The sequence below is a fragment of the Clostridium sp. ZBS15 genome (assembly GCF_023845705.1).
GTDB classification, from domain to species: domain Bacteria; phylum Bacillota; class Clostridia; order Clostridiales; family Clostridiaceae; genus Clostridium; species Clostridium aquiflavi.
In genome coordinates this window covers 40,233-64,174 of sequence record NZ_JAMQHY010000035.1, presented here as the reverse complement: position 1 = coordinate 64,174, position 23,942 = coordinate 40,233, and the positions used below count along the sequence as shown (strand labels likewise).

The 23,942-nt window shown below is 27.9% G+C and carries 27 protein-coding genes; all 27 read left to right on the top strand.

Translation table 11 applies throughout. From position 1 onward, the window contains the following. Positions 1–276 precede the first annotated feature (276 nt). The 27 genes from NG904_RS10515 to NG904_RS10385 all read left to right on the top strand — a co-directional run bounded on the left by NG904_RS10515 (position 277) and on the right by NG904_RS10385 (position 23,930). Positions 277–1,470 (top strand): pyridoxal phosphate-dependent aminotransferase, encoded by a 1,194-nt coding sequence (locus NG904_RS10515; RefSeq protein ID WP_252231554.1) that lies wholly within the window; start codon positions 277–279, stop codon positions 1,468–1,470. Positions 1,471–1,691: 221 nt separating this feature from the next. After that, positions 1,692–2,330 carry an HAD-IB family hydrolase gene (locus tag NG904_RS10510; protein WP_252231676.1) on the top strand — a complete coding sequence of 213 codons (639 nt, stop codon included), beginning with the start codon at positions 1,692–1,694 and terminating at the stop codon, positions 2,328–2,330. 26 nt (positions 2,331–2,356) lie between these two features. After that, on the top strand, positions 2,357–3,160 hold the full coding sequence (locus tag NG904_RS10505) for an aminotransferase class IV (RefSeq protein WP_252231553.1): 804 nt from the start codon (positions 2,357–2,359) through the stop codon (positions 3,158–3,160). A 79-nt stretch (positions 3,161–3,239) separates the two neighbouring features. After that, the gene (locus tag NG904_RS10500; RefSeq protein ID WP_252231552.1) at positions 3,240–5,213 is read left to right on the top strand and encodes a flagellar assembly protein A; all 1,974 of its coding nucleotides are present in this window, start codon (positions 3,240–3,242) and stop codon (positions 5,211–5,213) included. Positions 5,214–5,227: 14 nt separating this feature from the next. Then, positions 5,228–5,677, top strand: coding sequence for a chemotaxis protein CheW (locus tag NG904_RS10495; RefSeq protein WP_205449207.1), 450 nt, complete (start codon positions 5,228–5,230; stop codon positions 5,675–5,677). A gap of 8 nt (positions 5,678–5,685) precedes the next feature. Further along, positions 5,686–6,174 carry a chemotaxis protein CheD gene (locus NG904_RS10490; RefSeq protein WP_205449208.1) on the top strand — a complete coding sequence of 163 codons (489 nt, stop codon included), beginning with the start codon at positions 5,686–5,688 and terminating at the stop codon, positions 6,172–6,174. Between the two features lie 13 nt (positions 6,175–6,187). Then, positions 6,188–7,294 carry a protein-glutamate methylesterase/protein-glutamine glutaminase gene (locus NG904_RS10485; protein WP_252231551.1) on the top strand — a complete coding sequence of 369 codons (1,107 nt, stop codon included), beginning with the start codon at positions 6,188–6,190 and terminating at the stop codon, positions 7,292–7,294. A 9-nt stretch (positions 7,295–7,303) separates the two neighbouring features. Then, positions 7,304–8,071: a CheR family methyltransferase gene (locus tag NG904_RS10480; protein ID WP_205449210.1), complete on the top strand. Its 768-nt coding sequence runs from the start codon at positions 7,304–7,306 to the stop codon at positions 8,069–8,071. An 11-nt stretch (positions 8,072–8,082) separates the two neighbouring features. Then, on the top strand, positions 8,083–10,116 hold the full coding sequence (locus NG904_RS10475) for a chemotaxis protein CheA (protein ID WP_205449211.1): 2,034 nt from the start codon (positions 8,083–8,085) through the stop codon (positions 10,114–10,116). Between the two features lie 23 nt (positions 10,117–10,139). Continuing rightward, a complete protein-coding gene (locus tag NG904_RS10470) occupies positions 10,140–10,739 on the top strand; it encodes a chemotaxis protein CheC (RefSeq protein ID WP_205449212.1) in 600 nt (199 codons plus the stop codon). A gap of 18 nt (positions 10,740–10,757) precedes the next feature. Continuing rightward, positions 10,758–11,117 carry a response regulator gene (locus tag NG904_RS10465; RefSeq protein ID WP_252231550.1) on the top strand — a complete coding sequence of 120 codons (360 nt, stop codon included), beginning with the start codon at positions 10,758–10,760 and terminating at the stop codon, positions 11,115–11,117. Between the two features lie 24 nt (positions 11,118–11,141). After that, positions 11,142–11,537, top strand: a complete 396-nt coding sequence (locus NG904_RS10460; protein ID WP_252212685.1) for a chemotaxis protein CheW — start codon at positions 11,142–11,144, stop codon at positions 11,535–11,537. A gap of 22 nt (positions 11,538–11,559) precedes the next feature. Then, positions 11,560–12,555 carry a flagellar motor switch protein FliM gene (gene fliM, locus NG904_RS10455; protein ID WP_252212684.1) on the top strand — a complete coding sequence of 332 codons (996 nt, stop codon included), beginning with the start codon at positions 11,560–11,562 and terminating at the stop codon, positions 12,553–12,555. Continuing rightward, a complete protein-coding gene (gene fliY, locus NG904_RS10450; RefSeq protein ID WP_252212683.1) occupies positions 12,548–13,708 on the top strand; it encodes a flagellar motor switch phosphatase FliY in 1,161 nt (386 codons plus the stop codon). Before fliM ends, fliY begins: the two co-directional genes overlap by 8 nt. Before the next feature lie 359 nt (positions 13,709–14,067). Continuing rightward, positions 14,068–14,346 carry a flagellar biosynthesis anti-sigma factor FlgM gene (flgM, locus tag NG904_RS10445; RefSeq protein WP_252212682.1) on the top strand — a complete coding sequence of 93 codons (279 nt, stop codon included), beginning with the start codon at positions 14,068–14,070 and terminating at the stop codon, positions 14,344–14,346. Between the two features lie 3 nt (positions 14,347–14,349). Next, complete coding sequence (locus tag NG904_RS10440; RefSeq protein WP_252212681.1) at positions 14,350–14,760, top strand: flagellar protein FlgN; 411 nt, start codon at positions 14,350–14,352, stop codon at positions 14,758–14,760. A 173-nt stretch (positions 14,761–14,933) separates the two neighbouring features. Next, on the top strand, positions 14,934–16,808 hold the full coding sequence (gene flgK / locus NG904_RS10435) for a flagellar hook-associated protein FlgK (RefSeq protein WP_252231549.1): 1,875 nt from the start codon (positions 14,934–14,936) through the stop codon (positions 16,806–16,808). A 285-nt stretch (positions 16,809–17,093) separates the two neighbouring features. Continuing rightward, positions 17,094–18,317: a flagellar hook-associated protein FlgL gene (flgL, locus tag NG904_RS10430; protein WP_252212679.1), complete on the top strand. Its 1,224-nt coding sequence runs from the start codon at positions 17,094–17,096 to the stop codon at positions 18,315–18,317. 17 nt (positions 18,318–18,334) lie between these two features. Next, on the top strand, positions 18,335–18,760 hold the full coding sequence (gene fliW, locus NG904_RS10425; RefSeq protein WP_252224749.1) for a flagellar assembly protein FliW: 426 nt from the start codon (positions 18,335–18,337) through the stop codon (positions 18,758–18,760). Between the two features lie 4 nt (positions 18,761–18,764). Then, positions 18,765–18,980: a carbon storage regulator CsrA gene (gene csrA / locus NG904_RS10420; RefSeq protein WP_252231548.1), complete on the top strand. Its 216-nt coding sequence runs from the start codon at positions 18,765–18,767 to the stop codon at positions 18,978–18,980. 182 nt (positions 18,981–19,162) lie between these two features. After that, entirely contained in the window at positions 19,163–19,519 is a 357-nt protein-coding gene (locus NG904_RS10415; RefSeq protein ID WP_252212676.1) for a flagellar protein FlaG, read from the top strand. A gap of 20 nt (positions 19,520–19,539) precedes the next feature. Beyond that, positions 19,540–19,836 carry a hypothetical protein gene (locus NG904_RS10410; RefSeq protein WP_252212675.1) on the top strand — a complete coding sequence of 99 codons (297 nt, stop codon included), beginning with the start codon at positions 19,540–19,542 and terminating at the stop codon, positions 19,834–19,836. A gap of 12 nt (positions 19,837–19,848) precedes the next feature. Further along, on the top strand, positions 19,849–20,226 hold the full coding sequence (gene fliS, locus NG904_RS10405; protein ID WP_252212674.1) for a flagellar export chaperone FliS: 378 nt from the start codon (positions 19,849–19,851) through the stop codon (positions 20,224–20,226). 21 nt (positions 20,227–20,247) lie between these two features. Continuing rightward, the gene (fliD, locus tag NG904_RS10400; protein ID WP_252231547.1) at positions 20,248–21,870 is read left to right on the top strand and encodes a flagellar filament capping protein FliD; all 1,623 of its coding nucleotides are present in this window, start codon (positions 20,248–20,250) and stop codon (positions 21,868–21,870) included. 4 nt (positions 21,871–21,874) lie between these two features. Next, on the top strand, positions 21,875–22,201 hold the full coding sequence (locus NG904_RS10395; RefSeq protein ID WP_252224756.1) for a flagellar protein FliT: 327 nt from the start codon (positions 21,875–21,877) through the stop codon (positions 22,199–22,201). A gap of 92 nt (positions 22,202–22,293) precedes the next feature. After that, on the top strand, positions 22,294–22,473 hold the full coding sequence (locus tag NG904_RS10390; protein ID WP_252224759.1) for a YjfB family protein: 180 nt from the start codon (positions 22,294–22,296) through the stop codon (positions 22,471–22,473). Between the two features lie 251 nt (positions 22,474–22,724). Further along, positions 22,725–23,930, top strand: coding sequence for a flagellin N-terminal helical domain-containing protein (locus tag NG904_RS10385; protein WP_252224762.1), 1,206 nt, complete (start codon positions 22,725–22,727; stop codon positions 23,928–23,930). Positions 23,931–23,942 lie beyond the last annotated feature (12 nt).

Sequence of the window (23,942 nt, the reverse complement as noted above, 5' to 3'; positions counted from 1 at the left end):
ATACATCAGTGTACATGTATATTTGATCTATTATTTTCTTATATGTTCCTATAATATTTTTATAGACTTTAGTAACATTACTAAAGTCTATTTTATTATTTAGAGAATTAATATTACCTGCACTGCGTTTGGAAAGGGTGTATGGCTAAAAGAACCGACAAATCTAAAGTCGCTTTGACGATTTTTTTAATTTACAACTCAAAGTATTAATGTTATATTTTATTGTATATAATATTAATACTAATGCATAATATGTAATAAATGGGGGAAAGAAAAATGGAACTATCTAAAAAAGCAGAAAATATTAGTCCATCAATTACTTTGGAAATTACAGCAAAAGCAAAGGCATTAAAAAATGAGGGCGTAGATGTGGTTAGTTTTGGAGCAGGAGAACCTGATTTCAATACACCACAAAATATTATCAATGCTGCTATAAAAGCTATGGAGGAAGGTAAAACAAAGTATACTCCAGCAGGTGGAATATTAGAATTAAAAGAAGTTATTTGTGAAAAGTTTAAGAAAGATAATAATTTAGAATATAAACCAAGTCAAATAACTATATCTACAGGTGCAAAACAATGTTTAGCTAATGTATTTATGGCAATTTTAAATCCTGGAGACGAAGTGCTTATTCCCGTACCTTATTGGGTAAGCTACCCTGAACTTGTTAAATTAGCAGATGGAGTCCCCGTTTTTGTAGAGACTATAAAAGAAAACAATTATAAATATACAATAGAAGATTTAGAAAAATGTGTTACTAGTAAGACAAAAGCAATATTATTAAATAGTCCTAATAATCCAACAGGAACTATTTATCATGAAGAAGAACTTAAAGAAATTGCGGATTTTGCTAAAAGACATGATTTATTTATAATTTCAGATGAAATATATGAAAAATTAATATATGATAATGAAGAACATATAAGTATAGCAAGTTTAAATGAAGATTCATATAAAAGAACAATAGTTATAAATGGAGTATCAAAAACATATGCTATGACAGGTTGGAGACTAGGATATGTTGCTGCTGATGAAAAAATAACTAAACTTATGACTAGTATTCAAAGTCATATGACATCAAATGTTAACTCTATAACTCAATATGCTTCAATAGAAGCTCTTACTGGTTCTGAAGAAGAAGTAGATAAGATTGTGAAGGAGTTTGAGAGCAGAAGAAACTTTATGCTAGATAAATTAAGCAAAATAGATGAGCTTTCAATTTTAAGACCGAATGGTGCATTTTATATAATGGTTAATATAGAAAAATATTTAAATACCACTTTTAAAGGGCATAATATAATTAATTCAGTTGAATTTTCAAAGGTACTTTTAGAAGAAGAAAAAGTGGCTGTTATACCAGGTAGTGGATTTGGATTAGAAAATTATATAAGACTATCATATGCAACATCAATGGATATAATAGAAAAGGGGATAGATAGATTATCTATATTCTTAAGTAAAATAAAGTAGATAGATTTTAATATAGTAATATTTAAAAAACCTCTTGTTGAAAACATGGGGTTTTTTTGAAGAAAATTATTATATAGAATCTTTCTAGGCTAAAGGGGTGATAAAATCTAAGATTATAGATGGGTGGAATTAAGAGGTGAGAACTATCAACTCTTAGCTCTTAACTTTAAACTAACAAGCGTGTTTTATAGCAATTATAATTAAGGAGAAAGAATTTGGATATGAAAAAAATTGCAATTTTTGATATAGATTATACAATTACAAAAAAAGAAACACTTATGGAGTTTTTTAAGTATTATATAAAGAAAGATATAAAGGCTATTAGATTTTTACCAAGAGCACTATATTGTGGAATAATGTATTTATTGAAATTTTATGATGAAAAAATGGTGAAAGAGAAGTTCTTAAAGTTTATAGATGGAATAAGTGAAGATGAATTAGATAAAGTTGTTGAAAGTTTTTATACAGAAAAACTAAGCAATCTTTTATATAGTGATGCTATGGATATGATGAAAAAACTTAAATCTGAAGGGTATGATATATATTTAATATCAGCATCGCCTGAATTTTATATAAATAAATTTTATAGTGTTAAAGAAGTGGATAGAGTAATAGGAACTAAATTTAAATTTAGTGATGGAAAGTTCTTAAGGCAAATGGATGGATTTAACTGTAAAGGTGAAGAAAAGGTAAGAAGATTAAAAGAGATACTTAAAGAAGAAAAAATAGATGTGGATTTTAAAGAGTCATATATGTTTTCAGATTCATTATCAGATAAACCACTTTTAGATTTGGTTGGAAAGCCATATCTGATTAATTATAAGAAAAATCATGATATAGAAATATTAAGGTGGAAATAATTTTCGGTATAGAAGGGGCATGTAGTATGGAAGCAATTAATAAATTTTTTGTTGAAAACTCTAAGATAAAAGGAATAAATAGTTTAAAAGATATTGAAACATCAGGAAAAGTGATATATGAAGTTCTAAGAATAATCCATGGAAAGCCATTATTTTTAGAAAATCATTTATTGAGAATGGAGAACTCATTTAAACTTATAAATGTTGATTGTTGTTTAGAAAATTTTAAAATAAGAAAAGATATAGAAAATTTAGTTAGAGAAAATGAGAAATTAGAGGGGAATGTAAAAATCACCTATAATGTAAATGAAAAAGTAATGAGAATATTCTTTATTAATCATTCATATCCAAATGAAAAAATGTATCAAAATGGAGTAAAAACTATTTTATATTTTGGTGAAAGAGATAATCCAAATGCAAAAATAGTTAATTTAAGCTTTAGAGAAAAAGTAAATATTAAAATAAAAGAAAGTAATGCGTATGAGGCTATATTAGTCGATAGAAATGGATATATAACTGAAGGCAGTAAATCAAATATATTTATGATAAAGGATGATGTTTTATTAACATCACCAGTTAAAGCAGTGTTACCTGGAGTAACTAGAGGAGAAATAATAGATATAGCTATTGAAAATGGCATAAAGGTAGAAGAGGTGAATTATAAATACTCTGATATAAAAAAGTTAGATGGTATGTTTATATCAGGAACATCTCCAAAAATATTGCCAATAAATCAAGTTGATTCAATAAAGATAAATAATAATGAAATTATTAACAAGCTGATTAAATATTATAATAATAAGATTATTAGTTACATTAAAAGTAATTAATTACAGTGTATTATATATAAAATTATTTTCCTATATGATATACTAAAAAAAAGATTATTTTTTATAGGGGTTGAATTTTATGAGTTTAATATTTTCAGCTACAACATTAGAAGGATGTCTTGAAAAAGCATCAAATGAATTAAAAGTACCAAAAGAGTGCTTAGAATATACTATTATTGCTCAAAAAAATATTTTTTTTAAGAAAAAAGTAAAAATACAAGTTTCTAAAGTTAATGAAATTAATAAAATTAATAAAATTAATAAAGTTAATGATTTAACAGTAGATGAAAAATTGAGTAATAAAGAAAATGAAACTCATAAAGGGATAAAAGTAGAAAATGGGGAAATAATAATTGAAAACTTAGACTATGAATCTAATGAAACTGTAATGATACATCCATGTAATGGAATTAAACTTTTAATAAATGGAGAAGAATGTATATCAAAAACAGCAGTTACTGCTTTAGATAATATAGAAGTTAAATATGTGACAAAAGAAAGTAGTAGAAAAATAGATATAACTACTTCAGAAGAGAAAATGGAAGCATATATAACAATAAATTATTTTCCTGAATATTCCTTTGAGTTAGTCGATAAATCATGTTGTAGAGATCTTAAATTAGAAACAAAAAAGAAAAAAGGTGAATATCCACCTAAATATACCTATGATGAACTATTAACAATTTTAAAAGAGAATAATATTGTTTATGGATTACTAAATGATAGAATAAAGGAAATAAGTAAAGATGATTGCGTTAGCAATGAATTAATTGCTCAAGGTGATAAAGTTGTAGAAGATATTCCTGATACAGTTAAAGTATTTTTTGAAAGTGATAAAAAGAAAATTTTAAAAGATGAAAATGCAAAGATAGATTATAGAAATATGTATTCAATATCTAATATAAGCGCTGGACAGATACTAGCAGAAAAAGTAGAAGGGATACAAGGTAAAGATGGAAAGAATATCTTTGGAAAAGAAATCAAGAGAAAAACAACGAAAAAAATAAATATAAAAATTGGTTCTGGATGTAAGCTAGAGGAGAACAAAGTTATTTCAACAATAGAAGGAAGACCATCATGTAAATCTGGAGTTTACAGTGTCAATAAAATATATGAATTAAAAGATGTAGATATAAAAACTGGGAATATAGATTTTATTGGAGATGTTGAAATAAGTGGAAGTATAAAGAGTGGAACGCAAGTAAAAGCAGGAAATTCAGTAACAGTAAGAAAAAATGTAGAAGAAGCGACTATCATAGCAAGTGGACAAGTTAACATATATGCCAATATACTGAATTCAAAAGTAAGTGCAGGCGCAAATGATATTGATAAAAAAAAGCATTTAGAAATATTAAAACAGTACGATAGTATAATAGAGTCTTTAATTAGTTACACAAAACAAATAAAAGATAAGAATATTTTAGATAATAATCAATCAGATGGAGAAATTATTAAAATATTAATAGAAAGCAAATTTAAAAATATTCCTAGATTATCAATGCTTATAGTAAGTTTTGAGAAAAATAATAGCTCAACTGATAATGATATGATAGCTTTTATTAGAAAAAAAATTCTAGGATTAGGTCCTATAAAAATAAAAAAATATTCTGAGCTTTATGAGCTGAAAGATATGATAGTAAATGAAATAGAAGTATTAGAAGAAGAAATAGTTATTCCAGTAGATGTGTATATGGACTATGCTCAAGACTCTACAATAGAAGCATCTGGTAGTATATTTATAACTGGAAAAGGACAATATGTATCGAAAATAACATCTTTAAACAGTATTGAATTTACACAAGCTGGAGCAGTGTGTAGGGGTGGAATACTACATGCCAAAGATGAAATTAAGTTAAAGACTGTTGGAAGTATAGCTGGCGTACTTACTAGGTTAGAAGTATCTAAAAAAGGAGTTATAACAGCAGATATAGCATATCAAAATACAGTTTTTTGTTTTGGTGAAAAACAATTTACATTAGATGTAGCATCAAAAAATGTAAAAGCGTATTTAGGAAAAGATGGAATGATAGTAGTAGATAAATTTCTATTGTAGGAGGTCAAGGTATAATGTCAATGAATGAAATGAAGATATTAATATTTGGTTTGAATAATGAATATTATGCTTCTGATATAAAAGATATAGAAAGAATTTTAGGATATGAAGAACCAACAATTCTTCCAGATTCACCTAGATTTGTAAAAGGGGTTATTAATTATCAAGAAAGCATATTACCTATAATAAGCTTATCAACAAAGTTTAATCTAGGAAATGATGAACAATCAGAAGAAAAAAAAATAATAGTTGTAAAAAAAGACAATAACAAGTTTGGAATAATTGTAGAAAATGTTTATGAAGTAAAAGATATTGATAGTAAATTAATAGAGGTTTCTCCTGAAATAACAACTACATTATCAAGAAGTTATATTAATGGTTTGATAAGATTAGATAAGAATATAGTAATACTTTTAGATGTAGATAAAATTTTATCTATAGAGGAAGAACAAAGTATATTTTAGGGGGTAAAATGGAGAATACAGACGTTAAAGTTGGAATAGCAGATTTAAATCTAGTATCTTCACCAGGTAAAATAATGACAATAGGCTTAGGCTCATGCATAGGGATAGCATTATATGATAGAAGAAGCAAGCTAGCAGGATTATCTCATATAATGCTTCCTGATAGCACACAATTTAAAAATGTGACAAATCCAATGAAATTTGCTGATTTAGCAATTCCGTTGTTAATAAAAAAAATGGAAGCAAAAGGTTGTCAAAAGAGGAATTTAATAGCTAAAATAGCTGGTGGAGCTTCTATGTTTAGTTTTTCAGACAAAAGTATGGTTGGTGACATAGGAAAGAGAAATATACAAGCTGTAAAGAAATCATTAAGTGAAGAAAGAATTCAAATAATTGCCGAAGATGTAGGCGGAAACAAAGGAAGAACCATGATTTTAGATGCTTTAGATGGCAAAGTTACACTAAAAATAGTGGGGATAGGAATTGTGGAATTATAAAGAGGTGAATACATTGAGTAAAATAAAAGTTATAGTTGTTGATGACTCTGCTTTCATGAGAAAAATGATATCAGAAATAATAGAAGAAGACAATGAAATAGAAGTTGTAGCTAAATTAAGAAACGGAAAAGAACTTATTGAAAAAGTTGATAAGTTTAATCCAGATATTATAACATTGGATTTAGAAATGCCTGAAATGGATGGATTAGAAACATTAAAAGAATTACATAAAAAAAATAAGAACTATTCAATAATAATGTTAAGTAGTTTGACAACAAAAGGTTCAGAAAAAACAATGGAATGTTTAGAAAATGGAGCAATTGATTTTGTTACTAAACCATCAGGAAGTATATCTTTAGACATAAGAAAAGTTCAAGAAAATCTTATTGAAAAAATTAAGAGTATATCTAAAAGAGGTATAAGAATTAGAACAAGCAATAAATCAATAGATACTTCTAAGACTATAATAAAAAATACTAATTTGTATAACGACACAAAAGTAAAAGATTTTAAAAAATCTGAACATATAAATGTGGTTACAATTAAAAATAAGAGAATTGATGCTATTGTTATTGGTGCATCTACTGGTGGTCCTAAGGCACTTCAACAATTATTAACTAAGTTTGAAGCAAATATTGGAGTACCAATATTTGTTGTCCAACATATGCCACAAGGGTTCACAAAAGCTTTTTCTGAGAGATTAGATAAGATCTGTAATCTTAAAGTCGTAGAAGGTGAAGAAGGCTTAAAAATAGAAAGTAATGTGATATATATTGCTAAGGGTGGTTATCATATGACCATTGGTACAGATGGTAAAATTCATCTTAATGAGGAAGATCCAATATGGGGAGTTAGACCAGCTGTAGATAAACTTTTTGATTCAGCTATAAAAGCATACAGAGGTAATTTAATATCTGTAGTTTTAACAGGAATGGGTAGAGATGGAGCTAAAGGTACAAGCAATATAAAAGATTATGGTGGAATTACAATATCAGAAGATGAATCAACGTGTACTATTTACGGAATGCCTAAAGCTGCATTTGAAACAGGTAAAGTAGATTTAGTTTTACCACTTAATAATATATGTGATGAAGTAACTAAAATTGTAAAAAAACGTTAGGAGGAAAGTATGGATTTTAATGGTTTTCATAAATGGGTTCATAAAGAATTAGGTATAAATTTATCAGCATATAAACCAGATCAACTTAATAGAAGAATTGATAGTTTGATGAGTAGAGTTGGAATTAAATCTTTGGATGAATACACTAAAGTTATAAAAAGTGATCCAGTTCAAAGACAAAAGTTTTTAGATTTTATAACAATAAATGTTACAGAGTTTTTTAGAAATCCAGAATTATTTGATGATTTAGAAAATAGAATAACAAAAGATTTATTACCTAATAATCCTAATTTAAAAATTTGGAGTGCTGCATGTTCAATTGGTTGTGAACCTTATACTATCTCAATGATGTTAGATAAAATAGCGCCAAGAGGGAGACACAACATAATTGCTACAGATATAGATAATACAATTTTATCTAAAGCTAAAATAGGTGAATATACTAATAATGAAATAAAAAACATTAAAAATCAGGATTTAAGTAAATATTTTGAGAATAAGGGCGATAAATACTATATAAGTAATAAAATCAAATCAATGGTTACTTTTAAGAAGCATGATTTGATTTTAGATAGATATGATACTAACTTTGATTTAATAATCTGTAGAAATGTTGTTATTTATTTTAATAATGATACTAAAGAGAATATTTATAGAAGATTTAGTAATTCATTAAAAAAAGGTGGACTTTTATTTGTTGGTGCTACTGAAAGCATTTATAATTATAAAGAATATGGTTTTGAAAAAGCATCTACCTTTATTTATAAAAAGATATAAGGAGGGATAATATGGATACATCTCAATATATGACTATGTTTTTAGAAGAATCTTTAGATAATCTTCAAACTTTGAATGAATCACTTTTAGATTTAGAACAAAATCCAGAAGACAATGATAAGGTTAATGAAATATTTAGAGTAGCACATACAATTAAAGGTATGGCTGCCACTATGGGATTTAATGATGTTGCAGAGTTAACTCATAAAATGGAAGATGTATTAGCTAAATTTAGAGATGGAGAGTTAAATGTAACTCAACAAGTTGTAACTGTGCTATTTGATTGCTTAGATACATTAGAAAGAATGATAGATAATATTCAAAGTTCTTCAGAAGAAAGTGTAGATATAGAAGATATTATAAAAGCACTAGAAAATATATCAATTAAAAAAGAAACTGAAAATGTAGAAATTTCAACAGAAGTTGAAATTAAAGATATTGTTGATAAGGACTCTTCGTTTGAATTAAATGAATATGATTTATCAGTAATTAAACAAGCAAAAGAAAAAGAATTCAATGTAATGGAAGTAAAAATCAAGATAAATGAACATACACTACTTAAATCAGCAAGAGCTTTTTTAATTGTAAAAGATCTTGAAGATCATGGTGAAATCTTAAAATCTAAGCCTTCAACTGAGGAAATAGAAAATGAAGACTTTGATTTAGATTTAAGCTTTATCTTAGTAACACATAATACAATTGAAGAAATAACTAACATAGTAACTAATATATCAGAAGTTGAAAAAGTTGAAGTTTCTATGGTGGAAATCAATAATGAGATTTTAGCTAAAGAAATAGAAGAAAATGAACAAAAAAAATCTGAACCTATAACTCAAGAAGTTAAGGAAAATAAACCAGCACCTAAAGCTGAAAGTAGAGCAAAGAAAACAAATTCAGTTAAAAAAGATTCTAAAAAAGCTCATCAATCAGTAAGAGTTGATTTAGTAAGAATTGACAACTTAATGAATATGGTTTCAGAGCTTGTTATTTATAGGACAAGGCTTGAACAAATAGTAATGGATCATAAATCACCAGAATTAAATGAGACATTAGAACAAGTAGGAAGAACAACTTCTGATCTTCAAGATTTAGTTATGAAAATTAGAATGCTTCCATTAGATACTGTATTTAATAGATTCCCAAGAATGATAAGAGATGTCTCAATAGAATTAGATAAGGAGATAAACTTTATCATAGAGGGTGCTGAAACTGAATTAGATAGAACTGTTATAGATGAAATTGGTGAACCATTAATACATTTATTAAGAAATGCTGCAGATCATGGTGTTGAATCTAAAGAAGATAGAATTGCAGCAGGAAAGAATCCAGTTGGTACAGTTAAATTAGTTGCGTATCAAGAAGGAACTAAAGCACTTATAAAAGTAGTAGATGACGGTGCTGGAATAAATGTTGAAAGAGTAAAAGCTAAAGCAGAAGAAAAGGGAATAAATACTGAAGGATTGTCAGACAATGATATTAAGAATTTAATCTTTGCTCAAGGTTTTAGTACTAATGAAGTTGTTACAGATATATCTGGAAGAGGAGTTGGAATGGATGTTGTTAAAACAAAGATTTCATCTCTAGGTGGTACAGTAGATGTATTTAGTAAAGAGGGTGAAGGCTCAACATTTGTAATAAAACTTCCGTTAACATTACAAATAATACAAGCTTTACTTGTAAAGATAGGGGAAGAAACTCTTGCCATATCTTTAGGATTTATTGATAGGGTAATAGATTATAAAGAAGAAAATATAAAGACAAGTAATGGAAGAGAAGTTATAATTTATAGAGAAAATGTAATTCCGTTAGTAAGACTTAATGAAACATTAGATATTGAGGCTGGTGAAACTGAAAAGAAATTTGTTATAATAGTAAACGTTGGTGATAAAACTATAGGTTTACTAGTAGACTCATTACTTGGTCAACAAGAAATCGTAATTAAGCCTCTTGGTGAAACATTAAAGGGATTAGATCAGTACATTGGAGCAACTATATTAGGTAATGGCCTAGTTACTTTAATATTAGATGTGGGAGCATTATTATAGTATAATTTTATAGGAGGTATGAAATGGAATATGCCAACTTCAATAGTATGCAATTAGATGCACTAAAAGAAGTATCTAATATTGGTGCTGGAAATGCTGCAACTGCTCTTTCGGTAATGATATCTGAAAAAATAGATATGACAGTACCATCAGTAAATATAGTAAAACTTGAAGATATTATTGAATTGAATAGTGAAGAAGAAGTTGCAGGGATTGTTATTAGAGTACTTGGAGATATTTCAGGGAATATTCTTTTAATTTTTAATGCCAATAGAGCTAAAACTATGATTGAAAGATTAGCAGGTTGTGAGGAAGAAATTACTAGTGAACTAGGAAAATCAGTTTTATGTGAAATAACTAACATAATTACAGGGTCATATATGAATGCAATAGCTGAGTTCACTAATCTTAAGATAATTCCATCAGTTCCTGCAGTTGCATATGATATGATTAGTGCAATTTTAACAACAACATTCATAGAATCTTGTCAATATGAAGAAAATATACTTGACATAGAGACAGTTTTCTTAGATGATACTCAAGAGGAGATTGGAGCACATTTTTATTATGTTCCAATGCCGGGCTCATTAGAGAAAATATTAAAATCAATTGGAGTAAATTAATTTTGGAGGGAGATTTAAATGGCTAAAGTTTTAATAGTAGACGATGCAGCGTTTATGAGAATGATGATAAAGGATATATTAGAAAAGAATGATTTCGAAATAGTTGGAGAAGCAAGTAACGGTGCAGTAGCAGTAGAAATGTATAAGAAAGATAAACCAGATGTTGTAACAATGGATATAACAATGCCTGATGTTGATGGTATTGAAGCAGTTAAACAAATAAAAGAATTTGATCCAAGTGCAAAAATAATAATGTGTTCTGCAATGGGGCAACAATCTATGGTTATGGAGGCAATAAGAGCAGGAGCAAAAGATTTTATAGTAAAACCATTCCAAGCTGATAGAGTATTAGAAGCAATAAAAAAAGTACTTGGTTAAAATGCAAGTATGGGGGTGTATTAAATGCAGATAGTAGTATTTAAACTAGGAAATGAATATTTTGCTGTTGAAACAGAACGTGTTCAAAGTATAAATGATATGATGGGTATAACTAGAGTGCCAAAAGCACCTAGTTATATCAAAGGATTAATAAACTTAAGAGGAAGTATAAAATCACTTGTTGATATAAATCTGTTATTAAATGTTGACTCAAGTGCCAAGCAAAATAACATAATAATATTGACTGTTAAGGAAGAAGAAATCGGAATATCAGTTGATGAAGTTGACGAAGTGTTAGATATAGAAGAAAAAGATATACAAAGATTAGATGAAAATAATGGACCAGATTATGTAAAAGGAATTGTAGATTATAACGACAAACTTCTAACAATAATAAACATTGATAAGTTATTAAATTAGTAATGAAATGAGGGATAAAAAAATGGCAGATGTTTTATCACAAAGTGAAATAGATGCCTTGTTATCTGCTTTATCTACAGGTGAGTTAGAACCAGAGACCGTACCTAAGGACGAGGAAAAACATAAAATAAAGTTATATGATTTTAAAAGTCCGCAAAAATTCTCTAAAGATCACATAAGAACTTTAGAACTAATTCATGATAACTTTGCAAGAATAACTTCAAATTATTTAACAGGACAAATAAGGAAGAATGTTAAAGTCAAAATAGAAACTGTAGAACAGATAACCTATGAGGAATTTATACATTCCGTACAAAATCCTACTATCATCACTATATTTAAAATGCCCCCTTTAACAGGATCAATTATATTTGAAACAAACCCTAAATTGTCATTTCAAATAATAGATATTTTACTTGGGGGAAGTGGAGATAGGAAAATAGGTAATAAAGAATTTTCAGACATAGATAAGAATATAATAAGACAAGTTACTACTGGAATGATCAGTAATCTAAAATTAGCATGGGAAGATATTTTAAATGTAAGTCCTGAGGTAGAAGGAATAGAAACAAATCCAGCAATAAATCAAACATTAGCGCCAAATGAACCAGTAGCCCTTATTACATTTTCTGTAGAATTTGGAGAACACAGTACATTTATGAATATGTGTATTCCATATTTAAGTATAGAAAAAGTATTAGATAAATTAGTAGTACAATATTGGTTCCAAAACGATGATGAAACATTAATTGCGGAATCAAGAGTTAAAATGGAAGAAGGAATCCAAAAGGTTGATATTGAAGTATTTGCAGAACTTGGCAATACAAGTATCATAGTAGATGATTTCTTGAAATTAACTAAGGGCGATATTATTAAGCTTGACAATAAGAGCTCTTCACCTATAAAGGTATATGTAGGAAATGAAGAATGTTACTACGCTAAACCTGGTGTATCAGGAAAAAATATGGGTGTTGCTATTTTAGATATAATAGATAAGGAAGTGAAAGAGTATGAGTAATAGTTTTCTATCGCAAGAAGAAATAAATGCGCTTCTAGCAGGAGAACTTGGTAATGAAGAAACGCAAGAAGTTCCTCAAGATAATGGGAATACAGAAAAATTGACTGATATTGAAAAAGACCTGTTAGGGGAAATAGGAAATATATCCATGGGATCAGCTTCTACAGCTCTTTATCAAATTATTAATCAAAACGTAAATATAACAACACCTATAGTTTCCTTAACAACATTAGAAGATATGAAGGCTTCTTTTGAAACTCCTAACATAGTTTTAGATGTTGAATACACAGAGGGAATAATAGGAAGAAATATATTGGTTATGAAGACAGATGATGCAGCTGTAATAGCAAATCTGATGATGGGTGGAGATGGTAAGGTTGCCGAAAATCCTGAATTATCAGAAATAGAAGTTAGTGCTGTTCAAGAAGCAATGAACCAAATGATAGGTTCAGCAGCAACTTCAATGGCAACAATGTTTTCACGTAGAGTAGATATATCTCCTCCAAAATCAAAGTTGTGGAAAGAAAAAGAGGAACCTATTACAGACACTTTATCAGAAGATGAGGAAATAGTAAGAGTTTCATTTAGATTAATAATAGGAGATCTTGTTGATAGTAATATAATGCAAATATTACCATTGAATACAGCTAAAAAGATAGTTTCTATAATGATGGGTCAAGAAGATAATAATAGTAAAGTTAGTGAGCCAGCAAAGGTTGTAGAAGAAAAACCAGTAGTTCAAGCAACTACGCAAAAGACAGCTACTCCTCAGCCAGCACCACAACCAATCCAAGCGAAACCTATAGTAGAACAACCACGGGTGCAACAACAATCAGTAGAAGTGCATGAAGCAGCTTTTGAAACACTAGTTCCAGGAGATACTTCACAAACACCTAAGAATATAGACTTAATTTTAGATGTTCCATTAGATATATCTGTTGTTTTAGGTAGAACCAAAAAGAGCATAAAAGATATATTAAACTTAAGTACTGGATCTTTAGTTGAATTAGATAAATTAGCAGAAGAACCAGTTGAAATATTAGTTAATGGAAAGAAAATAGCTTATGGTGAAGTTGTTGTTGTTGATGAAAATTTTGGTGTAAGAATAACAAGTATAGTAAGTAATGCTGAAAGAATAAGATCTCTTAGATAATTAAGAGTAATTGAAAATATATGGAGATATAATTAATAGTATATAATTTTGGTATCAAAAGTTATATAAATTAATTATATCTCTATTTTCAGTGTAACTTTGGAATTGTTGTTTATTTTTATATGCCTTAAATAAAATTAGTAGTATAATTTTAATATCAGAAAAATTAAGAAACGTAGTGTCTTAATAAAATTATTTTATTATTAAATATTTGTAAAAAAGATTTCACATTTGTAAATGAGAGAAATACTTATATTATTAAGGTATTAATTTGTTAAAAATAACTAAACTTAATATATAAGAGTACGATAATAAAAGAAGAAAGATGAGAAAGATAAGATTGTGGAGGTAAAAGAAATATGAGTATTAATAGAATTAATGCACATTCTGCAGTGAATATATATAATTCTAATAAAAACATTAATAAAGTTGAAAAAGCTAATAAAGTTGAAACAAGAGATAGAATAGAGATTTCAGCACTTGGAAAATCTATAAAAGATTACTCTTTGGAAAATAATATAGATAATGCTAAAAAAGTAGCAGAAATTAAAGAAAAGATACAAAATGGTACTTATAAAATAGATTCTAAATTAACTGCAAAGAGTATATTAGAAGCTATAAAGGAGAATAAAAAATAGATAATGATAAACAAACTAACAGAGATAATAGAAAATGAAGAAAATGCATTAAGAGAATTATTAGGTCTGTTTGAAGTACAATATAAAATGATAATGGAAAAAGATGTGTTTGGATTAGAAGGATTAGTTGACAAGTTGAATGAATGTAATAAAAAAATAGCTGGTGAAGAAGTAAAAAGAAGACAACTAATCGGAAAACAAAGTATAAAAGATATATTAAACACAGCTAATGATGAAAAATTGTATAAATCATATGATAAAATTCAAAAAACATTGAAAGATTTAACATTTCAAAAAGAAACTAATGAAATGTTATTAAAACAACAAATAATGTTTAATAATCAAATGTTAAACATTATGAACCCTAATAGGGAAATGAAGACTTATAACTCTTATGGTAATTTGAGAAGATAATGCTCAAAAGAGTGTAAGTCTTTTTAATTATAGCTTATATTTTAGTAAGATGTTTATATATGCCACTTTACATATGGGATATATAAACATATATTCAAAATATAGATAATTAAAAACATGGATGGGGAATAAAAAAGACATGGATGTAGGAATTTTGAAAGGTAGGAATATGAATGGCAGGATTATTTGATACATTTAATGTGGGAAAAAGAGGATTAAATGTACAACAAGGAGCAATAAATACAACGTCTCATAATATTGCAAATGCAAATACGGTTGGATTTTCAAGACAAAGGGCAGTAGCAACAACTACAAGACCTTTTGGAGGAATGTCTAGATTTGATACGTGTACAGTAGGACAAGTTGGTACAGGAGCAGAAATTTCATCAATAGAAAGAATAAGAGATTCTTTTATTGATTTTCAAGTAAGACATGAAAAGGGTAAGCTTGGAAATTATGATGTTCAAGATAAATTTTTATACAGTGTAGAAAACATATTTGGAGAACCTTCTGATTCAGGAATACAAGAATTATTAGGAGAATTTTTTGATTCATTCCAAGAATTATCTAAAAAGCCACATGATTCATCAACTAAAACCATAGCACTTCAAAAAGCATCAGCATTATCAGATGCATTAAATAATACTTATACGCAACTTAATAAACAATTAGGTGATGCGCAAGAATTATTACAAGTTAATATTAAGGATGTAAATAATTATTTAGATCAAATAAATGAACTAAATAAGCAAATAGCAAGTGTATGTGCAGTTGGTCAAAAACCTAACGATTTAATGGATGCAAGAGACAATCTTTTAGATGAGTTAAGTTATAAATTTGGAATAACAGTTGATAGAAAAGAAAAAGAAGCTATAGATTTAAAATTAGAAGGATATCAAAATGATAAAAATCCTGTTAACAATTTAGTTAATTCAAGCCCAACAGATGAAAGATACACTAGATTTTCTTATGTTAAAAATGCCGAAATAAAAGAAGCGGGTGGAAAGTATACAGTAGAGCTTAAATATCACCCTTTGGGAAATTTAAATGCTAAAGAGCAAACTGTTACAATTGAGTGTGCAGACGAAACTGAAGCAAAGAAAATTGCAGAATCTTTAACTCAAAATAGAGTACTAACAGCGGATAAAGATGGAAATGTTACTGTAAGAGAAAAAGGTGCTGAAATTACACCTCCAACTACACCACCCACATATAAATACAATACAAAAACTTTAAAAGATGGAGAAACTATAAAACAAAAAGACTTAGATATAAATACGGGGATATTACAAACTCATAAATTAGATGTTGATGTTAACACTGTAGATAATAAACATATAAAAGGTGATATAGCAGGGAACCAAGGTGTACAAGATACTATAAAGGGATACATGGCTGATTTAGATAGAATTGCTGTAGGACTTGCTTATTCTGTTAATGCAATTCAAACAGGAAGTAAAACTCCAACTGACAAGTATGAACTTATATTTACTAATAATACAGATGTAACAGGGTTGACTGGCGTAGCTAAAAATGAGGCATTAGAAAAAAACATAAGTGCCAAAAATATAACAATTAATAAAGATGTATTAAAAAATGTATCACTATTAAATGCTTCAAGTAAAGATGAGGCTGGTGAAGGTAATGGTGATAGAGCACTTGCAATTGCTAGTCTTAGAACTGTAAAGATGAATTTATCTAATTCTAAGGATATAAAAAGTAGAGATGATTTCTTTAATAATACAAAGGTAAACTTTGATGATGGAATAAATATGATAAGTAGTGCACAAGGTTCTACAATTAATGCTTATTATAAAGAAATAATAAATACATTAGGTGTAAATGCAGAGACTGCAAGTAGAAATGTAAGTGGTCAAGGTAAAATATTAAAAGACTTAGAAATGCAAAGATTATCAACATCAGGAGTTTCATTAGATGAAGAAATGACTAATTTAATACAATTTCAACATGCATATAGTGCAAATGCTAAAATAATTTCAACAGTAGATGAGCTACTTGAGGTTGTTATAAATGGACTTAAGAGATAGTTGGGTGTATATGAATTTATAAAATTTTAAAAATCTGATGAAAGCTATGGGTAAGGAGATATTTTTGAATTGACAATGTACAAGTGACAATTAAGTATGAAATAGCAGCGCTATTTATTAAAATATACATTTTAAAGAAAGCCAGTGGCTTTCAACCATAATCGTGCATTGTCAACTGTAAATTGTTCATTAAGTGTGGAATAGCCACTTTTTATATACGAACGTATTTTAAATGAAAAAAATGAAAAGAAGTATATTTATATTAAGAAATAGGAGGCGAAGATTATGAGAATAACTACAAGTATGTTAGCTTCAAATTACAAAAGTAATATGACAACAAACTTGAATCATATACAAAAAATTCAAAATCAATTATCATCAGGTAAAGAAATAAGTAGACCATCAGATAATCCATATAAAGTTTCAAGAACAATGCAAATGTATACGGAAATTGGAGCTAATAAACAATACAACGAAAATATTAAAGATATCTCAAATTGGTTAGATACAACAGATACTTCATTAAATCAAATGGGAAATGTATTTGCAAGGGTGAGAGAACTTTTAGTTACAGCTGGTAATGGTGGATATGGTCCTGATGAAAAAAAAGCCATACAAGATGAAATTAAAGAAAGAGTTAATGAAATGGGTCAAATATTAAATACTAACTTTGATGGAGTATATATATTTGGAGGAACTAAAAGTACATCTAAGCCTATAATGGTAAATTCTAATGGTGAATTATGTTATGCTGATAAGGATGGAAATGCTGTAAGTAAGACTACAGATGGAGTGAAAATAGAACTTACAAATCAAATTAAGAGTGATGACAACACAAAAGTTATTAAAAACATGGAAAAGAAAGGCGACAATATAGAAATAACAATTATAAATAATACAGATCCTGCAAATCCTAAAGAAGAACATTTAGCACCAGTTAAAATTACTGCAGCTGATGGTAAACCACTTGAAGGAAATGATTTGGAAAATGCATTTAAAGCAGTATTAGATTCAAATGGTTTTTCTTCTAATCAGAGTTTAAGTAGTGCAGTATCTATGGTGCCATCTTTTGATGCATTAGATCAAATAGGATCAGATTTAAATGTTGAAGTTTCTCAAGGTGTTTTAATTAATTATAATAAGAATGCAGTTGATATTTTAGAAGGCAATGGAACTAATGTTATGAATACATTAAATAAAATTATAACAAATCTTGGAGCTGGTGGAGATAAGTCTAAAATAACTGGTGAATGTCTTGGCGAAGTTGATGATATAATTAAAAATTTACTTCAAAATAGATCAGAAGTTGGAGCTATGCAAAATAGAATGGAATCTGCTCAAGACAAGAATGAATCAGAAAATTTAGATATGACAGATATTTTATCAAAAACTGAAGATATTGATTTTACGGAAAAAATGATACAGTATTCAATAATGCAAACAGTATATATGGCAGCACTTCAAACTAGTGCTAAAATACTTCCAGCAACGATATTAGACTATTTATAAAATAGGAGGAATAAACTATGGTATTTGTTTCTAAGGTACAAGGAAATATAGAATATGAAGAAAAAGATAAAATTACTTTAAGAAAAGGAATTTTAGGATTTGAAAATTTGAAAGAATATATTTTAGTTGATTTAAAAGAATGCGAACCTTTTAAATTACTTCAATCTTTAGAAGATGAAAATACAGGCTTTATTGTAGTGTCTCCTTTTGAATTTTTTAATGATTATGAAATTAAGTTAAGTGATGAAGAAATTAATAAATTAGATGTAAAAAATCAAAATGATATTATTTTATTAACTACTGTAACATTAAATTCTGATCCAAAAAAAATTACTACAAACTTAAAGGCACCTATAATTATAAATATTTCTAATAATTTAGGGGAACAAATAATATTAGATAACTTAGATTATAAAATAAAACATCTTTTAATAGAGGAGTGATAATATGTTGATTATTACAAGAAAAAAAGATGAGTCTTTAATGATTGGTGACGATATTGAAATTACAGTATTAAAGCTAGAAGATGGAAGTGTTAAGCTTGGAATAAATGCACCAAAGGAAACAACTATATTAAGAAAAGAATTATATGAAGCTGTTAAAGAAGAAAATAAAAAAGCTGTGAGTATAGATGTAAATTTATTAAAAGGATTAAAGAAGTAATTTTTTTAGCTTTGTTTTAATAGCGTGTTGATATATCCATAGGTAAAGTAGAATGAATAATTAAACTTAGGAATACTNNTACTAAAAATGAGTATAGTCGAATTACAATGACACTTTATTTATTAAATATATATTTAAAAGAAATTATTAAAAAATTAAATAGGTATTGAGGGTGAATAAAAATGAATATTAATCATATAGGACAAGTTAATATTATTAACAATGATATTGAAGGTGCTACATCAGAATTTAAAAATGCAAACAATGATGTACAGATAAAACAAGTAGAAAAATCTGATTCCTTAGATAATGATTACAGCAAAGAAGAATTAGATAAATCACTTAAAAAATTAAATAAATTTTTAGAAGATGATAAAGCACATGCAGAGTATTCTGTACATAAGGATTTAAAAGCGATAATGATAAAGATAGTAGATGATGCTACCAAAGAAGTGATTTTGGAAATTCCTCCAAAGAAAATACTAGATATGGTTGCAAGTATGTGCAAGCAATTTGGATTATTAGATAAGAAAGCTTAATTATCTTAGGGGGGATTGAGATGGAATTTAGGCTTAATAAGGTTGACACTGATATTAGAGATAAATTAAAAGAAGAAATTAAGACTGATAAGATACATGGAAATAATCATATAAGTATAAAGAAAGATTTAAAAGAAGACGAAAATAAAGATAAGGGTCATAAAGAAACAGAAGATAAAAATAAAAAATCCCCAAAGAAATACATTACAATTGAGGGAATAAGGTGTAATGTAAAAAACTTATATGTAAAGGTAGAAAAAGTAGAAAATTTAAATGAAACAAACTCTAAAGGTAGATTTTTAGATATAGAGAAGTAGGAGGAAAAATCAATGTATTCTAATGGATATACTGCTTATAAAACTAATAGTGTTAATTATGCATCAAAGGAGCAATTATTATTAATGTTAGTTGATGGTGCAGTTAAGTTTTCTAAAATAGCGAGACAAGCTATAATTGATAATGATGTAAAGAAATCACATGAAAATATAGTAAAAACAGAAGATATATTTACTGAACTTAGAGCATCAATTGATACAAATGCTGGGGAATGGGCAGTAAATATGTTTAATATTTATGGATTCATAAATGAAAAACTTTTTGAGGTAAACTTAAAAAAAGATGTTAAAACAATGGATGAAGTTATACCTCTTATTGAAGAAGTAAGAGACATATGGCATGAAGCTGAAAAGAAATCTAAAAGAGCATAATAAAAAAAGGAGTGAAGTGAAATGAGAATTACAGGACTTGCAACAGGCCTTGATATGGATGAAATAATCAAGAATTCCATGAAACCTTATAGAATAAAAGTAGATCAAATGACACAAAAGAAAGATGTTGTTGAGATAAAACAAAAATTATATAGGGATGTTATAAAAGACAATACAGACTTTTTTAACAAACATTTAGATATAGTTAAAAGTGATAGTTTATTAAAATCTAGTAATTATAAATCTGTAAGTTTTACATCAAGTGATGAGGGTGCTGTTACTGTAAAAGCTCAAGCTGGTGCAAAAGCTGAAAATTATAGTGTAAACATAAAGGAGTTAGCTACATCTGCTAAAGTTACATTAAAAGGCGATGATATTAAAAATGCAGATAAGATATCTTTAAAAATTACTGTTAAAGACCAAAATGGAAATCCAGTTAAGAATGAAGATGGAACAATAAAGCAAGAAGATGTTATTGTTGCTATTACAAATAAAGAACTTGATTCTAATGGAGAATTAAGTTCTAAAGCTAAAACTGAACTGGTTGAAAATTTGAATAAAGCTTTAAAAGGTAAAGGATCTGATGTTACAGCACAATATAGTGAATTTTCTAAAGGTATAGTGTTTGAAACAAAAGCTCTAGGAAGAGAAGAAAGTTTTAGTTTAGTAGCGCTTGACAGTAGTGATAATTCGCTTTTAATCACTAGTGAAAGTGGAAATAAAGTGAATGCTTTAGAGGGGAAAGGTAAGAGTGCTGAGATAGAGATAATGAACAGTAGGGGGGATATATATACTCATGAGGGAAATTCCAACACTGTGACTTTAGACAATGTAGCATTTACATTTAACAATAAGTCGCTAGATGGAAATGCAATAAGGATAACAGGAAAAACTGATGCGAAAGAATTAAAGGACAAGATTGTAGCATTTGTAAATGATTATAATAAGCTTATAGAAAAAATGAATACCACTGTCAGCACTAAACATGATAGAAGCTATAATCCTCTTACAGCAGATCAAAAGAAGGATATGTCAGAAAATGAGATTAAGCTTTGGAATGAAAAAGTTGAAAAAGGTCAATTATATAGAGATTCTGATATTACAAGAATAGCTAATTCTATGAAGGAATCTATGAGAACTTTAATGGAAGATAGTGGATTGAAACTTGAAAAAGTGGGAATAAAACCAGTTGAAGACTATTCAGGAAGTTTAAATGGAACATTTACAATAGATGAGGATGCACTTACAACAGCCTTGGAAAATAATACAGAAAATGTTATGAAGTTATTTACTACACCATCTCCAACTGAAGAAGAATTAGCAGGGTTATCATCTGAAGAGATAAGAAAAAGAAAAAATCAAACAGGTATATTATTTAAGTTAAAAGATACCATAGATGTGGAGTTTAGAAAAAGTACTAGTTCTCCTCTTTTAAAGAAGGCTGGTTTTGAAGGGACTTCTACATTTTCGACTAATGAACTTAGTAAGAACATAACAAATTATGAAAAGAAGATAAAAGATATGGAAAAGAGTTTTTCAAGAAGAGAACAAGCATTATATTCTAAATATGCTACTCTTGAAAAAATGATGAATAAACTTAATTCACAACAATCTAATTTAATGTCACAGTTGGGAATGAACTAAAAATATGAATATAGATATTTTTAATGAGTATAGAGAAATAACTTTAGAAATAATAAATTCAATAAAAAATGATAAAGAAGACATTTCTTTATTTGAAAAAAGAGATAATGCTATTAAAAAGATTTTAGCTTTAGATTTAGATAAAAGTGAAATAAAAAAAATATATTCAAAAGAGAAATTAGATGTATTAGACAAAGAGTTAGAAAATATTTTAAAAGAAAAAATGTCATCTGTTAAAGAAGAAATACAGGAAATAGCTGCTAAAAAACAAGCCAATTTAGGCTATGCTAATGTTAATAGAGGAAGCAACTTTTTTTCAAAAAGGGTTTAGTGCTAAATAAAAAATTCTGTTTAGTAACTTATTGGTGTATGCATAAGCAAAGGTGGTCAGAGTAATTAAATAAAAGAAAGGGTGAAATATTTATGGATATAGGAGCAATGTCAATTTCTATGAATCAAGGAACTTTAAAAACTGCAGTTCAATTATCTGTTTTAAAGCTTGGAATGAATTCAGAAAAACAAGTTGCTGATCAAATGACAGAAATGATGGATAATATGGCTGTTGAACCTGGAAAAGGAATAAATTTAGATAAAATAGTTTAAAATATGTTAAGTATTATAATTTACGTGCGATATAATATGTAGTAAGATTTAGTTTGCTTTTGAAAGTGTTAAATAATTTATAAAAATATTTTATTAAAAACTATAAAGTGAATAATAGGTCAAACGATATAATAAATATAAACATTTAATAAAACAAATAAGTTTTAAATATTAAAGTTAAAAGCTTTAATTTTAAATAAATAAAAAATTAAGGACATGGATGTCCAGTTAAATTCAAGGAGGAATTTATTATGATTATTAATCACAATATGAACGCTATGAACGCTCATAGACAAATGACAGGAAACACAAGTACAGCAGGAAAATCAATGGAAAAATTAAGCTCAGGTTTAAGAATAAACAGAGCTGGAGATGATGCAGCAGGTCTTGCAATCTCTGAAAAAATGAGAGGACAAATTAGAGGATTAGATCAAGCTGGAAGAAACTCACAAGATTCTATATCAATGATTCAAACAGCTGAAGGTGCTTTAAATGAAACTCACTCAATTCTTCAAAGAATGAGAGAATTATCAGTTCAATCATCAAATGATACTAACAATGATACTGACAGAAAAGCTATTCAAGAAGAAGTTAACCAATTAGCAGATGAAATCGATAGAATCGGTAATACAACAGAATTCAATACTAAGAAACTTTTAAATGGTGATGTTGTTGGAGTTAATGGTAAAGTTGATGGAACAGTAACAGTTAATAATAATAGTTCTGTTGGTAATATACAAATTGGTACAGATGCTGCTACTGTGACTGCATTAAAAGATGCTACACAAATTAATGGCGCTGTAAGTATAACTAAAACAGGAGTTGGCGCTAGCGGAACTGCACAATATGAATTCCGTAATAATTCAGGAGCGAAATTAGATGCTACTAACATTACAATAGCAGCTGATGGAATCACAATAAGCGGTACTGCTGGAATAACTAGTGGAGATATTAAATTTGACGCAACAGGTATAGGAACTAATATGAAAGTTGGAGAAAGTATTACATTAGTATTCAATAAGACAGAAGCAGAAACTACTGATGGAAGTCACTCAATAACAGCTCAAATTGGTGCTAATTCAGGTCAAACTATGCAAATTGGTATTGGCGATATGAGAGCAAAAGCTTTAGGATTAAAAGCTAATGATGGAACTGCTCTTAAGGTTGATGATAAGTATTCAGCAAATGCTGCTATATCAACAGTTCAAAATGCACTTGAAAAAGTTTCATCTCAAAGATCAAAACTTGGTGCTGTTCAAAATAGACTTGAACATACAATTAATAATTTAGGAACAGCTAGTGAAAACTTACAAGCATCAGAATCAAGAATTAGAGACGTTGACATGGCTAAGGAAATGATGAATTTCTCTAAAAATAATATTCTTAGTCAAGCTGCACAAGCAATGCTTTCACAAGCTAATCAACAACCACAAGGTGTTTTACAATTATTAAGATAATTATAAAAGCCA

Bases quoted from the DNA above. Each gene is read 5' to 3' on its own strand.
- NG904_RS10495 (WP_205449207.1), top strand. From the start codon at position 5,228: ATGTCAATGAATGAAATGAAGATATTAATATTTGGTTTGAATAATGAA.
- NG904_RS10475 (WP_205449211.1), top strand. From the start codon at position 8,083: ATGGATACATCTCAATATATGACTATGTTTTTAGAAGAATCTTTAGAT.
- NG904_RS10510 (WP_252231676.1), top strand. From the start codon at position 1,692: ATGAAAAAAATTGCAATTTTTGATATAGATTATACAATTACAAAAAAA.
- NG904_RS10500 (WP_252231552.1), top strand. From the start codon at position 3,240: ATGAGTTTAATATTTTCAGCTACAACATTAGAAGGATGTCTTGAAAAA.
- fliD (WP_252231547.1), top strand. From the start codon at position 20,248: ATGAGAATTACAGGACTTGCAACAGGCCTTGATATGGATGAAATAATC.
- NG904_RS10395 (WP_252224756.1), top strand. From the start codon at position 21,875: ATGAATATAGATATTTTTAATGAGTATAGAGAAATAACTTTAGAAATA.
- fliY (WP_252212683.1), top strand. From the start codon at position 12,548: ATGAGTAATAGTTTTCTATCGCAAGAAGAAATAAATGCGCTTCTAGCA.
- flgM (WP_252212682.1), top strand. From the start codon at position 14,068: ATGAGTATTAATAGAATTAATGCACATTCTGCAGTGAATATATATAAT.
- NG904_RS10490 (WP_205449208.1), top strand. From the start codon at position 5,686: ATGGAGAATACAGACGTTAAAGTTGGAATAGCAGATTTAAATCTAGTA.
- flgL (WP_252212679.1), top strand. From the start codon at position 17,094: ATGAGAATAACTACAAGTATGTTAGCTTCAAATTACAAAAGTAATATG.
- NG904_RS10505 (WP_252231553.1), top strand. From the start codon at position 2,357: ATGGAAGCAATTAATAAATTTTTTGTTGAAAACTCTAAGATAAAAGGA.
- csrA (WP_252231548.1), top strand. From the start codon at position 18,765: ATGTTGATTATTACAAGAAAAAAAGATGAGTCTTTAATGATTGGTGAC.
- NG904_RS10515 (WP_252231554.1), top strand. From the start codon at position 277: ATGGAACTATCTAAAAAAGCAGAAAATATTAGTCCATCAATTACTTTG.
- NG904_RS10440 (WP_252212681.1), top strand. From the start codon at position 14,350: ATGATAAACAAACTAACAGAGATAATAGAAAATGAAGAAAATGCATTA.
- NG904_RS10415 (WP_252212676.1), top strand. From the start codon at position 19,163: ATGAATATTAATCATATAGGACAAGTTAATATTATTAACAATGATATT.
- flgK (WP_252231549.1), top strand. From the start codon at position 14,934: ATGGCAGGATTATTTGATACATTTAATGTGGGAAAAAGAGGATTAAAT.
- NG904_RS10390 (WP_252224759.1), top strand. From the start codon at position 22,294: ATGGATATAGGAGCAATGTCAATTTCTATGAATCAAGGAACTTTAAAA.
- NG904_RS10470 (WP_205449212.1), top strand. From the start codon at position 10,140: ATGGAATATGCCAACTTCAATAGTATGCAATTAGATGCACTAAAAGAA.
- fliM (WP_252212684.1), top strand. From the start codon at position 11,560: ATGGCAGATGTTTTATCACAAAGTGAAATAGATGCCTTGTTATCTGCT.
- NG904_RS10460 (WP_252212685.1), top strand. From the start codon at position 11,142: ATGCAGATAGTAGTATTTAAACTAGGAAATGAATATTTTGCTGTTGAA.
- NG904_RS10480 (WP_205449210.1), top strand. From the start codon at position 7,304: ATGGATTTTAATGGTTTTCATAAATGGGTTCATAAAGAATTAGGTATA.
- fliW (WP_252224749.1), top strand. From the start codon at position 18,335: ATGGTATTTGTTTCTAAGGTACAAGGAAATATAGAATATGAAGAAAAA.
- NG904_RS10385 (WP_252224762.1), top strand. From the start codon at position 22,725: ATGATTATTAATCACAATATGAACGCTATGAACGCTCATAGACAAATG.
- NG904_RS10465 (WP_252231550.1), top strand. From the start codon at position 10,758: ATGGCTAAAGTTTTAATAGTAGACGATGCAGCGTTTATGAGAATGATG.
- fliS (WP_252212674.1), top strand. From the start codon at position 19,849: ATGTATTCTAATGGATATACTGCTTATAAAACTAATAGTGTTAATTAT.
- NG904_RS10410 (WP_252212675.1), top strand. From the start codon at position 19,540: ATGGAATTTAGGCTTAATAAGGTTGACACTGATATTAGAGATAAATTA.